The organism is Dehalococcoidia bacterium (genome assembly GCA_022451965.1).
GTDB lineage: Bacteria > Chloroflexota > Dehalococcoidia > Lucifugimonadales > Lucifugimonadaceae > TMED-70.
Genome location: JAKUNJ010000005.1, coordinates 59,268 through 74,690 on the forward strand (window position 1 = coordinate 59,268; position 15,423 = coordinate 74,690).

Annotated in this window: 14 protein-coding genes; 10 read left to right on the plus strand and 4 right to left on the minus strand. The window is 30.8% G+C overall.

What is annotated here, in order from left to right; all coding sequences use genetic code 11:
• Positions 1–4: 4 nt before the first annotated feature.
• The 7 genes from ilvC (at position 5) to MK083_03350 (ending at position 9,162) form a co-directional block, all read left to right on the plus strand.
• Positions 5–1,003 (plus strand): ketol-acid reductoisomerase, encoded by a 999-nt coding sequence (ilvC, locus tag MK083_03320; GenBank protein MCH2673481.1) that lies wholly within the window; start codon positions 5–7, stop codon positions 1,001–1,003.
• A gap of 17 nt (positions 1,004–1,020) precedes the next feature.
• Positions 1,021–2,562 carry a 2-isopropylmalate synthase gene (locus MK083_03325; GenBank protein MCH2673482.1) on the plus strand — a complete coding sequence of 514 codons (1,542 nt, stop codon included), beginning with the start codon at positions 1,021–1,023 and terminating at the stop codon, positions 2,560–2,562.
• Between the two features lie 14 nt (positions 2,563–2,576).
• Entirely contained in the window at positions 2,577–3,980 is a 1,404-nt protein-coding gene (gene leuC, locus MK083_03330) for a 3-isopropylmalate dehydratase large subunit (protein MCH2673483.1), read from the plus strand.
• A gap of 13 nt (positions 3,981–3,993) precedes the next feature.
• Complete coding sequence (locus tag MK083_03335) at positions 3,994–5,037, plus strand: hypothetical protein (protein MCH2673484.1); 1,044 nt, start codon at positions 3,994–3,996, stop codon at positions 5,035–5,037.
• 14 nt (positions 5,038–5,051) lie between these two features.
• Positions 5,052–5,642: a 3-isopropylmalate dehydratase small subunit gene (gene leuD / locus MK083_03340; protein MCH2673485.1), complete on the plus strand. Its 591-nt coding sequence runs from the start codon at positions 5,052–5,054 to the stop codon at positions 5,640–5,642.
• A gap of 65 nt (positions 5,643–5,707) precedes the next feature.
• Positions 5,708–6,829, plus strand: a complete 1,122-nt coding sequence (leuB, locus tag MK083_03345; protein MCH2673486.1) for a 3-isopropylmalate dehydrogenase — start codon at positions 5,708–5,710, stop codon at positions 6,827–6,829.
• 2 nt (positions 6,830–6,831) lie between these two features.
• Complete coding sequence (locus MK083_03350) at positions 6,832–9,162, plus strand: penicillin acylase family protein (protein MCH2673487.1); 2,331 nt, start codon at positions 6,832–6,834, stop codon at positions 9,160–9,162.
• Here the strand turns inward: MK083_03350 and MK083_03355 are convergent.
• Complete coding sequence (locus tag MK083_03355) at positions 9,159–10,322, minus strand: mandelate racemase/muconate lactonizing enzyme family protein (GenBank protein MCH2673488.1); 1,164 nt, start codon at positions 10,320–10,322, stop codon at positions 9,159–9,161. The genes MK083_03350 and MK083_03355 overlap by 4 nt on opposite strands.
• 14 nt (positions 10,323–10,336) lie before the next feature.
• A complete protein-coding gene (locus MK083_03360; protein MCH2673489.1) occupies positions 10,337–11,101 on the minus strand; it encodes a fumarylacetoacetate hydrolase family protein in 765 nt (254 codons plus the stop codon).
• A gap of 26 nt (positions 11,102–11,127) precedes the next feature.
• On the opposite strand from MK083_03360, the gene MK083_03365 reads away from it, so the two are divergent.
• A complete protein-coding gene (locus MK083_03365; protein MCH2673490.1) occupies positions 11,128–11,565 on the plus strand; it encodes a M67 family metallopeptidase in 438 nt (145 codons plus the stop codon).
• Here the strand turns inward: MK083_03365 and cimA are convergent.
• A complete protein-coding gene (gene cimA, locus MK083_03370) occupies positions 11,558–13,180 on the minus strand; it encodes a citramalate synthase (GenBank protein MCH2673491.1) in 1,623 nt (540 codons plus the stop codon). The genes MK083_03365 and cimA overlap by 8 nt on opposite strands.
• Positions 13,181–13,290: 110 nt before the next feature.
• Here cimA and MK083_03375 point away from each other — a divergent pair, with 110 nt between their 5' ends.
• The gene (locus MK083_03375; GenBank protein ID MCH2673492.1) at positions 13,291–13,797 is read left to right on the plus strand and encodes a DUF3090 family protein; all 507 of its coding nucleotides are present in this window, start codon (positions 13,291–13,293) and stop codon (positions 13,795–13,797) included.
• On the plus strand, positions 13,790–14,506 hold the full coding sequence (locus MK083_03380; protein ID MCH2673493.1) for a hypothetical protein: 717 nt from the start codon (positions 13,790–13,792) through the stop codon (positions 14,504–14,506). The genes MK083_03375 and MK083_03380 overlap by 8 nt, the downstream gene beginning before the upstream one ends.
• Here MK083_03380 and MK083_03385 read toward each other — a convergent pair.
• Positions 14,491–15,405, minus strand: coding sequence for an inositol monophosphatase (locus MK083_03385; GenBank protein MCH2673494.1), 915 nt, complete (start codon positions 15,403–15,405; stop codon positions 14,491–14,493). The genes MK083_03380 and MK083_03385 overlap by 16 nt on opposite strands.
• Between the last annotated feature and the right edge of the window lie 18 nt (positions 15,406–15,423).

Here is a 15,423-nt window from a genome sequence, read left to right on the forward strand (position 1 = left end):
AAAAATGGCAAAATTATTTTATGACAATGATATAAACGATCAAATTTTAAGAGATAAGAAGATTTCTGTTATAGGCTATGGCTCGCAAGGTCATGCTCATGCGCAAAATCTTAAAGACTCTGGTTTTGATGTCATTATAGGTCTATATGAAGGATCTAAGTCTAAAGAAAAAGCTGAAAATGATGGTTTTAAGGTTTTCAACATTTCAGAAGCTGTAAAAAATTCTCAATTAATAAGTTTGTGTATTCCTGATCCTTCTATGAAAAAAGTTTTTAATGAAGATATAAAAGATAATTTATCTGAGGGTGATATATTACTTTTTGCACATGGTTTTGCAATTCTTTACGAAGAAATAAAACCTCCTGAAGATGTAGATGTTGTAATGATCGCACCAAAGGCTCCTGGTCATAGAGTACGAGCAGTTTTTGAAAGAGATTTAGGTGTACCTTGTCTAATTGCCGTCGATAAAGATCATTCAGGTAATGCTTATGAAATAGCATTAGCATATGGAAAAGGTATAGGTGGAGGTAGAGCTGGAATTTTAGAAACTACATTTAAGGAAGAAACTGAGACAGATCTTTTCGGTGAACAAGCTGTTCTTTGTGGAGGAGTAACCGCATTGATTAAAGCAGGTTTTGAAGTACTTACAGAAGCTGGATATCAGCCTGAATCAGCATACTTTGAAGTTTTACATGAATTAAAATTAATAGTTGATCTTATCTATCAAGGCGGATTAGAAGGTATGAGATATTCCGTTTCAACAACTGCAGAATATGGAGATTACACAGTAGGTCCAAAAATAATCGATGATTCAGTTAAGCAATCAATGAAAAATGTATTAGATGATATTCAAAGTGGAAGATTTGCAAAAGAATGGATTGCTGAAAATGATGAAGGATTACATAAATATAATGAGTTAAGAGAAGCTGATTTAAGCCACCCTGTAGAAAAAATAGGTAAGGAACTCAGAGCTATGATGCCTTGGTTAGAATCAACAACATAATTAATGAAAGTATATAAATGGTTGAAAATAATAGGAATGATAAGCTTTTAGTTTTTGATACGACGCTTCGAGATGGTGAACAGTCTGCAGGAGCATCTTTAACCTCTCAGGATAAATTTAGAATAGCTTCTCAACTGAAAAAATTAAATGTTGATATTATAGAAGCTGGATTTGCTGCTAGTTCACCAGGTGACTTTGCAGCTGTGCGAAAAATTGCTCTAGAAATTGAGGGTCCAACTATTGCTACTCTTGCAAGAGCTGTACCTTCTGATATAGATTCAGCAATCAATTGTCTTAAAGGTGCTATGAAGCCTAGGATTCATACATTTTTGTCTGTTTCTGATATTCATATGCTTCATCAAATGAAGAAAGACAGAGAATCTATAATGTCTATGGCAATAGATGCTGTCAAGAGAGCTAGAGACTCTGTTGCAGATGTAGAATTCTCTCCGATGGATGCTTCTAGATCAGATCCAGATTATTTATATATGATGTTAGAAAATGCTATTTCTGCAGGAGCTACAACTGTTAATATTCCAGATACTGTAGGCTATACTAATCCTCAAGAATTTGGAGATTTGATAGCAGGTGTATTTAATAATGTTTCAAATATAAATAAGGCTGTTGTTAGCGTTCACTGTCATAATGACTTAGGTATGGCTGTAGCGAATAGCTTGTCTGCATTAGAAAATGGTGCAAGGCAAATAGAAGGTTGCATTAATGGTTTGGGTGAAAGAGCAGGAAATGCTGCCCTAGAAGAAGTAATCATGGCAGTTAAAACAAGACCAGATCATTATGGAGTTGAAACACAAATTAATACCAAAGAAATAGGACCTTCGAGTAGATTGATTTCTAATATATTTGGTTTTCCTATTCAATTTAATAAAGCTATCACAGGTCAAAATGCTTTTAGACATTCATCTGGAATTCATCAAGACGCATTTCTTAAGGAAAGAACAACATTTGAAATAATGCTTCCCGAAGAAGTAGGATGGAAAGGTGATGCTATTGTTTTGACTAAAGTTTCTGGTAGAGCTGGATTAAAATCTAGGCTTGAACATTTAGGATATAAAGTCGATGATAATGAGCTTTTAGAAATCTTTAATAGCTTCAAGAATCTAGCTGATCAGAAAAAAGAAATTACTGATAAAGACTTAGAGTCTCTAATGAGTGAATTTCACAGGGAATTAGATACAACAGAAAAATTTAAGGTTTTAGATCTTGATGTTGTTTGTGGAAACAAGAGAGATCCTGTTGCTTCAATTACTCTCGAATTACCAAATGGGAAATTGGAAAGTGTTTCAAAATCAGGCACAGGTCCAGTTGATGCAGTTTGTAACTCTATAGATTCTATTACTAAACAAAACGTAAATCTTACAGAATTTTCTGTTTCTTCAGTCACTGAAGGTATTGATGCACTTGGAGAGGTGACAATCAGAATTGAAAAAGATGGAACTATTTATTCTGGACAAGGGTCTGATACAGATATTATTTTAGCTAGTGCTAAGGCCTATGTAAACGCAATAAATAGATATCTAATTATTAATTCTTTAAATTAAAGGAGATTATAAATATGGCAAAAATTACTATGTTTGAAAAAATATGGCAAAAACATTTGGTTGCAGAACCCAAAGATCAGCCAGTAATTTTGTATATAGATCTTCATCTAGTACATGAAGTAACATCGCCTCAAGCTTTTGAAGGCTTGAAAATAAGTAATAGAAAAGTAAGAAGACCTGAGCTTACCATCGCTACTGTTGATCATAATATAACAACTGATGATACAAGAACTCTAGAAATAAAAGATGAAGTTGCAAGAAAACAAGTTGAAACAATCAGACAAAATTGTAAAACAAATGATATTGCATTATTTGATGTTTGGGACAAGGAACAGGGTATTGTTCATGTAATTGGACCCGAGCAAGGATATACTCAACCTGGGATGACAATAGTTTGTGGTGATTCCCATACATCAACTCACGGAGCTTTTGGTTCACTAGCTTTTGGAATAGGAACTTCAGAGGTAGAACATGTACTAGCAACACAAACCTTAAGACAAAGAAAACCAAAAACTATGAAAGTTGAATTTAAGGGATCCCTAAATCAAGGTGTGACTGCTAAGGATATGATTCTTAAGCTTATTGGACAAATAGGTACAGCTGGTGGAACTGGATATGTAATGGAATACACTGGCGATGCAATAAAAAATCTTTCAATGGAAGGAAGAATGACTATTTGTAATATGTCAATTGAAGCAGGAGCAAGAGCAGGAATGATAGCTCCTGATCAAATAACTTATGATTGGATGAAAGGAAGAAATCAAGTCCCTAAAGGTCAAGAATGGGAAAATGCTGTAAAGGAATGGGAACAGTTGCGTACTGATGATGGAGCAATATTTGATTCCTATATTGAGGTAGATTGTGATAATCTTGAACCTCATGTTTCATGGGGGACTAATCCTTCTCAAGTCTTACCAATATCATCTTCGATTCCATCTCCAGATGAATATGATGAAGTTCTAGAATCGCAATCCTGTAATAACGCCTTAGAATATATGGGGCTAAAGCCAGGAACTAAAATTGAAGATATAAGTTTAGATAGAGTTTTTATAGGATCATGTACTAATGCCAGAATAACTGATCTAAGAAATGCTGCAAAAATTGTAGAAGGTAAAAAAGTTCACCCTAAAGTAAGAGCACAAATAATGCCTGGTTCAACAATAACTAAATTACAAGCAGAAAAAGAAGGACTAGATAAAATTTTTAAAGATTCAGGTTTTGAATGGAGAGAATCTGGTTGTTCTATGTGCTTAGGCATGAATCCTGATATTATTGCTCCAGGTGAAAGATGTGCATCAACTTCAAATAGAAATTTTGAAGGAAGACAAGGTAAAGGAGGAAGAACTCATCTTGTTAGTCCTGAAATGGCAGCAGCAGCTGCGATAGAAGGACATTTTGTTGATGTAAGAGATTGGTAGGAATTTTTTTAATTTGAAAAATAATAAAAAGTTTCAAAAACCATCTAGCTTAAAAAAGCTGTCTGTAAAAAATGAAAATAATCAAGTTAGCTTGATTACGAGAATTTTTGGTTCAAAAAAAGAACTTGAAAATGCAAGAGAAAATTTCTTTAAGAAGTATTCTTTTGAAACTAATATTAATCCACTTAGAATCATTACTTTTTTACTCTTTTTATCTTTTATTTTATGTATTTTTATATTTTTAGTTGAAAGGAATAATGAAAATACATATAGAGAATGGGTTTATGATGGGATTGAAAGTATACCTCCATTAGATACCTTAAATTTTGAATCTGTAATTGAATTTTCTAAAAATGAAAATTTTCTGACATGTAACTCTAAAGATCCTATAAAATTACTTGAAGGTATTTGTGATCAAAGTTTATTTTATATAAATGAAATGAATTCAACACAATCGAACTCTCAGATAATATTTATAATTCAATTCATAATACTCTTTTTATTATTTTTCCCCTTAGGAACTTTTTTTCACAGAGCAATCAGAAATATTAAGACTCTTAAATATCAAACAAATATTTCCGCAGAAAAATCAATTATTTGGATTTATTTTGGTATCTTTTTGTACTTTTTATTTACTTTTATTTCTAGATGGTTAACTAGTAATGATACGATTATTTTTATAATAATTTTTTTGCCAAGTTCATTTTTAAGCTTTAGAATTTATAGAGTACTAAAAGAAATTTATTTAGGTAGCTCTATTTTAGAAATTAGTAATAAATCTTTATTAAGCATATTTTCAAATAAACTTAAAATTTGGTTTTTAATATTTTTTAGCTGTTGCATGTTTAACCCCTCTACAATTACAAGACTTTGGGGTTATAATGCTCAAAATTTAAGTGAATTTATAGATGTTACAAGATTAATGTATATATCTTCAGCATTGTTAGGAATTTTGTGTGTAGTTACATTATTGTTAGTAGTAGAAATTTATAAAATGCAAGAAATAAAAAAAATTAAGAAGGGCTCAATAGAAATCGACCCACTTAATGATGATTAGAAAGGCTATATAATATGGAAAAATTTATCAAGCATGAAGGAATTGTTGCTCCTTTAGATCGAGTTAATGTAGATACGGATCAAATAATACCAAAACAATTCTTAAAAAGAATTGAACGAACAGGATTTGGAAAGTTTGCATTCTACGATTGGAGATATCTTGAAGACGGTGTACCAAATCCTGATTTTATATTGAATCATCCAAAATATAGTGGGGCATCAATTCTTGTTGCTGGACCAAATTTTGGTTCGGGATCAAGTAGAGAACATGCTCCTTGGGCACTATATGAGTATGGATTTAAGGTAATTATTTCAACTAGTTTTGCTGATATCTTTAGGAATAATTGTATGCAAAATGGTCTTATTACAGTTCAATTATCAAGTAATAAAATAGATACACTTATGACTAATTCTATAAAGCTTGAAAAATATAAATTAACTGTTGATCTAGAAAATCAAAAAGTTACAGATGAATATGGATTTGAAGAACCTTTTGATTTTGATCAGTTTAGAAAAGACTCTATATTAAAAGGTTTAGATGATATTGGAATTACTCTTCAATTCGAAGATGATATAGAAAAGTTTGAGACAAATTTACAAAATTAATCAATTAATTCAAAATTCTATTATTTATTGATAGAATAGAGGTTAGGATATTTTTTGGAGGAAACATGGAAGCACGAGTATGCGTTTTGGCTGGTGATGGAGTTGGAAAAGAAGTAACTACAGAGTCTATGAAGGTTCTTGAAGCTATTTGTAGAAAATTTGATCATAATTTTGAGTTTATACATGCTTTAGTTGGTGGTGCTGCCATCGATAAGTATAATAATCCAATACCTTCTGAATCTATGAATTTAGCTTTAGGTTCAGATGCAATTTTATTTGGTGCAGTAGGTGGTCCAAAGTGGGATAACCCGAGTGCTGATGTGAGGCCTGAAGATGCAATTTTAGCCTTGAGAAAAAGATTAGGTTTATACGCAAATATGAGACCAGTGAAAGTTTATCCTGAATTAATTCACTCAAGTCCTTTACGACCAGAATATTTGGATGGAGTAGATTTTGTAATTGTTAGAGAACTTACAGGAGGACTTTATTTCGGTAGGCCAAAAAGACGAAGTGCAAGCACCAGAGGTAGAAGAGCTGTCGATACATTAGCATATTCTGAGAAAGAAATTGCTAGAGTTGTAAGAGTTGCTTTTGAATTAGCTAAATCTCGAAGAAACAGATTACATTCTTTAGATAAGATGAATGTATTAGAAACCGGAAGATTATGGAGAGAAATTGCAAATGAAGTTTCTAGAGATTATCCTGAGGTTGAACTGATACATATGCTAGCTGATAATGCTGCAATGAAAATAATAACAAATCCTTCTGAATTCGATGTAATTGTCACAGAAAATAGTCTAGGTGATATTCTATCCGATGAAGCATCGGTTATCACTGGATCTATGGGTATGCTTCCCTCTGCAAGTTTAGCATCCTCCCCTCCACCCCCAGGTAAAAGAAGGGGAAGAAGAGGTAGGCCTGCATTATATGAACCAATACATGGTTCTGCTCCTGATATTGCGGGTCATAATATAGCAAATCCTGTGGCTTCTTTTTTGTCAGCTTCATTAATGCTAAGATGGTCATTTGGTTTACATGAAGAAGCAGATGAAATAGAGAATGCAATAAACAAAATTATTACTGAGGGTTATAGAACAATAGATATTGCAGGCGAACAGGATCACAAGTTATCAACAAGCCAAATGGGAGACTTGGTAGCAGGAATAATTTCTAGTGGCCCAAAGTAAAAATGCTAGACCCTAAAGATTTTTTACCTAATTATGAAACTGATCTACAAATTTCATCTGACTTAATTGATAATGAAATTGAAATCTTTAGGGACAAATGGGGTATACCACATATAAATGCTAAAAATTCAAAAGATCTTTTTTTTGCCCAAGGGTTAACTGTTTCTCAAGATAGACTCTTTCAGATGGATCTCGATAGATTAAGATGTCTTGGTAGATCTTCAGAATACTTAGGTAGCAAGGCAATTTCAAACGATAAGTTAAATATTAAAAGGAACTTTGAATTAGTTGCTAAGTCTGATTTAGAGAAAGCCTCTAGTAAAGCTAGAGAAATGATTCAGTGTTTTACTAAAGGAGTTAATTTTTATATAAATTCATTAAGTAAATTGCCTTTAGAATATCAACTATTAGATAAAGAACCAGAACCTTGGGAGGATTGGCATTCTATATTGGTTTATAAAATCAGAAATGCTGCAGAAGGTTCATTTAATGGCAAACTTTTTTATTCTCAATTAGCTAGTGCAATTGGTCCCGAAAGAGCAGCTAAACTTATTCCTGGATATTTTCCTGGAGCACTATTAACATTGCCGCCTGGAGAAATATATAGTGGAGAAATTGAAAATGCAATAAAAGAATTATCAGAAGCTGCTGAAAACTTTCAATCTATAGGAGCTATTGATGGAGAATCTAATGGCTGGGCTATTTCAGGAGATAAAACATACTCTAAAATGCCTCTAATAGCTGGTGATTCTCATAGAACCCTTGATACTCCAAATGTTTATTATCAGATTCACTTAAAATGTGATGAATTTGAAGGGATGGGGCATACCATCCCAGGTTACCCAGGTTTTATGCATTTTGCACATAATAAATATGTTGCTTGGGGTATGACTCATGGTGGAGCAGATACTCAAGATCTTTTTTTAGAAAAATTAAGAATTTCAGAAAATAAGATTCAGTTTTTATATGATGGTATATGGCTTGATGCTAAGACATCAATTAAGAAAATAAAGCCAAGAAATTCAGAAGAAATATCTTTAGAAATTATAGAAACAGTTAATGGTAATTTGATTTATGGAGATCCAGAAAAAGGTATGGGAATCTCTTTATCTGATCCTGGAGGAAAATCTGAAGGAACTTTTTGGATAGACTCAGCTTATGAAGCTATGATATCTGAATCTGCTGATGATCTTGAAAAAGCATTTGATAAATGGACAGATAGAACTAATAATTATCCTTACGCTGATACTAATAAAAACTTTGGCTATAAGTTTGCTGGAGCAGTTCCAATAAGAAACCCTCAACATCATTGGGGTATTGCTAAAGGTTGGGATTCTAATAATATAGTGAATCAAGAGGTTCCTAGAGAATCTTTACCAAAACTAAGAAATCCTGAAAAAGGATGGGTTGTAACCTGTAATCAAAAAGTTGTTGATTCAGATTATCCTCATTTTTTATCAATTGCTTTTGCTCCCGAATACCGAGCTAAGGTATTAGTTGAATATATAGAGAAGTCTAAAGAAAAAATGAGGATAAATAATATGCTTCAAATGCATAACCAAACTCTTTCTATTCCTGCAAAAAAAATTATTTCTTTTTCAAAAAATATTAATATAAAAGATATAAAATTTTCAGAAATTGAAAATTCATCCTTTCATTATCTAAACAATTGGGACCGAAAAATGGACAAAGAAAGTTTTGAAGCAAGTATTTATTCAGTGACTAGAGAAAAATTATTAGAAAAAATAATATCTATAAATTATGGTTCACTAGCAGATGAAATTATTAATTGGAAAAATATTGGTGGTGTATCTCATGTAAGAAGGTTTTTAGTTCCTCTATTAAATGAAAATATAGGTGACCCCAAGAGTTTTCTTATAAATGATTCATCATGGGAAGACCTATTTATCAATTCTTTTAGAGAAGCAGTTTCTTTTTTGGTGAAAAAATTTGGTTCAACATTATCTGATTGGAAATGGGGAAAATTACATACTACAAATCATAAACATCCACTTAGTTCTGAATTTGTCGAATATGCTGAAATATTAAACCCAAAGAAAGTTCAAGCAAGTGGAGATGGGGATACTCCATTAGCAGGAAGTTACGATAAAAATTTTAATGTTACAGCAGCTTCAGTTAACAGATACGCTCACGACCCAAATAATTGGGAAAATAGTAGATGGATTGTACCATTAGGATCATCAGGCAATCCTGGTTCTGAACACTATTACGATCAATTAGATTTATGGTCAAATGGGGAAACTATTCCACAGATGTGGAATTGGAGTGATATAGAAAAAGAATCAATTTCTCAAAAATTATTAAGAAATTAGCTTAGGTTCCCAAAGTTCCTTTTATTTATTTTGTCATTTTCAAAATATGTTAGATTTTGTTCAATTATTTCAGTAGATAAACCTGGTTTATTGGATAATTTAATAAAGCTATCTTCAACAATAGGATGATTTTTAGTGATTTTTTTAGAGTATTCCTCAACATGAACCATATATTCATAAATAATAAAATTTGGAATAGTTGAAGAGACTGATAATGCAGCTGCAGCACCCACTCCTGTAGAATTCCAACCATGAGGTGAGACACCTATAGAAAAAGTTTCAGCCATAGAGGCTATCATGCTAAGTTCTAAGATTCCACCCGTATTACAAATATCAGGATTTATAATATCAGCACATCCTGATGTCATTACCTCTCTGAACATATTTCTTGAATATAATGCTTCACCTGTTACAACTGGTATAGAAGTCGAGTTTTTTACTTCTTTGATAGCATCTAGATTCTCTGAAATACATGGTTCTTCAATCCAAAATGGATCAAATTTCTCAATTTTTTTTGCAAATATTTGAGCCTTTGATATTGATAATCTTCTATGAATTTCAATCAAAAGATCAACTTTTATTCCTACTGATTCTCTTACTACTTTAATTCTTTCTACAGCTTCTTCAATAATTTCATCTTCTGGCCATTCTTCCCAAGGACCTGAAAAAGGATCAAATTTTAATGCCTTAAATCCTCTATCTTTTACCATTTCAATTGAGTTTTTAGATAAAGATTCATGATCTAGTTTTTTTGCCCAACCATTTGCATAAACCTTTATTCTGTCCCTTAATTTTCCTCCTAATAAATTATAAACAGGTTGATCATAATACTTCCCTAGTATGTCCCACATTGCAATTTCTATACCACTTATAGCACACCATAAGTCCATAGATGGTCTCTTGTTAGAAAAATCCCTATATGTTCCTAAGATAAAATTTCTTATATTTATTGGGTCATATCCTATAATATATGGTTCTAATTTTTGAACATGAGATGTTATCTGTATATCTCTATCAGTTTGTGAATAACATTCTCCCCAGCCTATAATTCCATTATCAGTCTCTAATTTTATAAAAATAAGATTTTTACCAAAAGCACTATTCTTAATTTCATTCTTTCCTGGATTTGTTATATATGTCTTGATGTTTATTATTTTCATAATTTCCTTCTTTTTCAGATAAAACTTACTTCTACACTCCCCAATTCATCTATATTCATTGATACTTTATCATTTTTTGATACCCAATATGTTTCAACTATTGATCCTAAAGAAATAATATCTCCAGCTTTTGGGAGATTGTTTTTATCAAATTCAAAATCTAGAAACCACTTCAGAGCATTTAAGGGATCTTCTAATATGTCTTTTCCAATTCCTTTACCAATTAGTTGATTATTAACTTCCATAAAACCTTTTAAATTTTTTAGGTTCTTAATGTCAATTTTGTCAGTCCCTCTACCAAAAACTATAGAAGAAGAAAAAAAATTATCAGAAATTAGTAGAGGGGTATTTTCTTCTTTATAGTTTTCCCATCTGTCATCAACTATTTCAATTGCTGGTACTACTTTTGAAATAACATCCTCTAAATTCATAAACGCCTTATCATGTAAATAATCTTCACTCAAAATTACCGCTATTTCGCATTCTACTCCTGGTCTAGAAAAAGATTCAAAATTTATATTTGTATTTCCTTTATGTAAATTTTTACTCATAACTTTTCCTAAGCATGGATTAGAAATTCCTAAGTATTTTTGCATTACAGGGGTTGTGCATCCAATTTTCCAAGCTTTAAATTCATTTTTTGTAGAAAAGAAATCATTTATTTCTTTTTGTAAAAAATATCCATCTGATATTGATAAATTATTTTTTAAATATTCTGGAATAATAATTTTTTTATTATTTTCTATACAATTAATGATAATTTTTGAAATAGTATTCATAAAAAAATATAAGTTATACTGTAATTATGAAAATAATAATACCTAGATCAATTATTTCAAAGTTATTTGAGCATTCCTTATCAGAAGATCCTAATGAATGTTGTGGGATGCTTTTAGGAAATGAAAATAAAGTTACAGAAATTTTTAAGTGCAAAAATATTCACGATACACCCTTAACTAGGTATACAATCAATCCTTTGGAAATTTTAGAAGCAGAAAATTATTGTGATGAAAGAAAATTAGAAATCGTAGCAATATATCATTCTCATACTCACTCTCAAGCTTATCCATCCATAACTGATATTAATAATGCTGTTCAGTCAATGTGGACTGATCCATATTATATTTTGATTTCTTTGACTGAAAAAACTAGACCAATAATTAGAGCCTACAAAATAGGTTCTGATGAAGTAGAAGAAGTAATAATAGATCATGATGGACAGTCTTATATAAGTCCTAGCTAGAATTATTAATTAGAAACCATTCAATAGAATCTGAAAGTGCAATCCATGTAGCTTCAATAATATTCGAAGAAGCTCCAACTGTTGTCCAAACTTCTTTTTCGTCTGAAGATTCTATGATGACCCTGACAACTGCTCCGGTTCCTGTACCTTCTTCAACAACTCTAACTGCATAGTCAGTTAGTCTTATTTTATTTATTTCAGGGAAAGTTCCAATAAGAGCTTTTCTTATTGCATTATCTAGTGCACCAACTGGTCCATTACCTTCAGCTGCAGTATGAAAAATTTCATCATTAGTCTTAATTTTTATTGTCGCCTCGGATAAAATAGGATGCTCAGATCCATCACTTCTCCAACCTGCACCCAATGATGATCTTCTTTTGTTTTCTACTATTACCATGAAATCTATCAATTCAAATTTTTGCTCATAATTAGGTAGAGACCTAAATATCAATAAATCTAGAGAAGAATCTGCCAATTCATAAGCATATCCCTTAGCCTCTTTTTCTTTTATTAGCTGCGTAATTTTTCCAGCATCATTACTATCTAAGATATGATCAAGACCCAAGTTATTTATTCTTGTAAGTATGCTTTTTTTGCCAGACAATTCTGAAATACTTATTGAAGAATCGTTACCTACTGAATCAGGTTCTATATGTTGAAATGAATTTGGGTCAATTAAGTATGCTGCTGCATGCATTCCTCCTTTATGAGTAAAAGCATTTTTACCAACAAATGGTTGGAAAGGAAAAGGTCTTTTGTTTGCTACTTCAGATACGTAATGAGAAATAGAAGTAAGCTGTTTTAAGTTTTTGGGGTTACTTAAAGTTTCTTTTCCCATCTTTATACTTAAGTTAGCAATTACACTTACAAGGTTGGCATTACCTGTTCTTTCACCATATCCATTTATACATCCTTGAACTTGATATGCCCCTGCTTCCACAGCACTTATAGAAGATGCTACCGCAGTATCAGTATCATTATGTGTATGGATACCTATTATTTTATCTTCATTAAATTCGCTGACTATTTTTTTCGTTATTTCATAGATTTCACTTGGTAGAGTTCCTCCATTTGTGTCACATAATATTATTCTAGTTGCACCTGCTTGATATGCAGCTTTTAAGCATTGTATAGAATATTCTGGATTATCCTTGTATCCATCAAAAAAATGTTCTGCATCGAAGAAAACTTCTCTATCCTTAGATCTTAAATAATTTATAGAATCTGAGATCATATTGATATTTTCTTCCAAAGTCGTCTTAAGAATTTTTTCTGTTTGATAAGCACTCGCTTTACCCACAATATTTACATATTTAGTCTCAGATGAAATTAAAGCATTGATAAAGATATCATTATTGACATCATTATTTGCTTTTCTTGTTTGCCCAAAAGATACTATTTTGGAGTTTTTTAGGTTTAGTTTTTTTATTCTTTTAAAATATTCTTCATCTTTTGGATTAGAACCAGCGAAGCCACCTTCTATGAAATCTACACCTAATTCATCTAATTTTTGAGTAATTAGGATCTTTTCTTCCAAAGAAAGATTTATACCACTTTGTTGAGTTCCATCTCTTAGTGTTGTGTCATAAATTTCTATTTTATTTTTAGTTTTCATATAAAAGTTGATTAGAAATAGTTAAGGTGCAATGTAACAATATCTATTTTATAACAATAATCTAATATAATCTCATTAAAGTATATTTTTAATTTTTATGGATTTTAAATTTGAAAGATAGAGAAAAATATCTCAACCTAGGAGAATGCTTTAAGATTATTCCTAACTCATATGGTAAACCAGGTAATAGAACTTTTATTATTGAGATATTTTGTAATAATCATTACATCAAGTTATGGCTTGAAAAACAACAACTAGCATTAATGTTTCAAGACGTTAAGAAATTTGAAGAATTTAATAAAAATAAATTTATAGAAAATATAAATTTATCAAAATCTAAAACTCAACTTGAGTATAAATTAATTGATTTTGCCATAGAATACCAATCTGATGAAGATTATATAGATTTTTATTTTATTGCAGTTGATAATGATGATAAAACACTAGCTGCAACTTTTATGTATAAAAATATTCAGGCTCAAAAAACCTCTCAAGAAGCTTTGTCAATAGTTTCTAAGGGTAGACCAACTTGTGGATTATGTTTTAATCCAATAAACCTAGAAGGTCATTTTTGTATAAAGTTGAATGGCCATATTGAGAATGTAAAAATTGTCTAGTCTAAAATCTTTAGAAAATAAGTTACAAAAATTTGAAGTAAAAGGTATAGGTGAAATTTATCAAGGATCCAATAGGGTCTTTCTTTGTGAATTAGTTAACGACGAAGAAAAAATTTTATCAGTCTATAAACCTCTTAAAGGAGAAAAACCATTAGTTGATTTTTTTTCTGGTAATCTCTACTCAAGAGAAAAAGCTGCTTATGAAATCTCAAAATTTTTAGATTGGCCAAATCTTCCCCCTCTTGTTATCAGAGAGGGCCCATATGGTATTGGCAGTTTTCAAAAATATATTATTCATGATCCAAAAGAAAATTATTTTACATTATTTGAATCTCATAAGGAAAATTTATTAAAGGTAATAGTTTTTGATTTTATTATTTTAAACACTGATAGAAAAGCTGGCTCTATAATTTTAGATGAAAATGAAAACATTTGGTCAATAGATCAGGCATTAACATTTAATCCATACACTAGATTTAGAACAGTAATGTTTGAATTTAGTAATCAACAAATTGAGGAAAAAATTATTCAAAAAGTAAAACAATTATCCAACGAACTAAAGAATAAAGCAAAGATATTTAAAGATCTTGAGAAGTTGATTTCATACGAAGAAATGGATTATCTTATTACTAGATGTGAAGAATTGATAAAAAATAAGAAATTACCTATTCTAGATCCTAATTACAATGTTCCTTATCCGTTAATATAAAAAAATCGTCTAATTTTTCTAAGAATATTTTTATTTTTTCTTCCGTTAGGTGATAAATTCTTAATTAAAAATTCTGAAATATTTTTATCACAACCCAAGAATTTGCCTCTCCAGTCTTTCAGTCCTTTCAGATCATAAATACCATTTTGATAATAAGATTTCCAAGGATTAATTTCTACCCATTTATTTTCATTCATATCTCCAAAATAAATCTTTTTCCTAGACTCGTTGATTAATAACCATGAAGCAGCAAAATCCCACGTAAAAGCATATCCAGAAATAGCAAATTGAGCGTTGCCATTTGCTACTAATGCTAATTCTGCAGCAGTTGATCCAAGATTTCTTAATTCTCCAGAGTTTGAAAAGAAATTCTTTTTTACAATATTTCCAATTGTAAAATGCGATGGTGCAAAAGATAATAGCCCTGCAGCTGGCTTTGATTTTTTTGAGTCTGATCTTTTTCTATGGAAATTTGATTTTATGCCTTTATCTTTATGTGCTGTTATGATGCAATTTTCATTCCAAGGGATACCAACTCCGCTTATAATTGGATCTCCTTTATAAAATATAGCTATTGAAACACAATATAAAGGTATTTGATTTATAAAGTTTTTCGTTCCATCTATAGGGTCAATTATCCAAAGATAATCTGATTCAATATTTTGTTTTGTGTCACCTTCTTCACCTAATATTCCATGATTAGGGAAATTTTTTTTTATTTTGTTTAAAATTAGATTTTGAGTCGCCAAATCAATATCTGTAACAGGATTATCTCCTTTGATATTATTTTTATCCGAAATGTCATAATTCTTATCAATAGAATTTCTAATTAAATCAAGTGCTTCTTCTAAGGATTCGTGAAGAATTTTATTTATTTTTTTATTATTTGAGTTATCCATTTAATTTTTATTATGAGT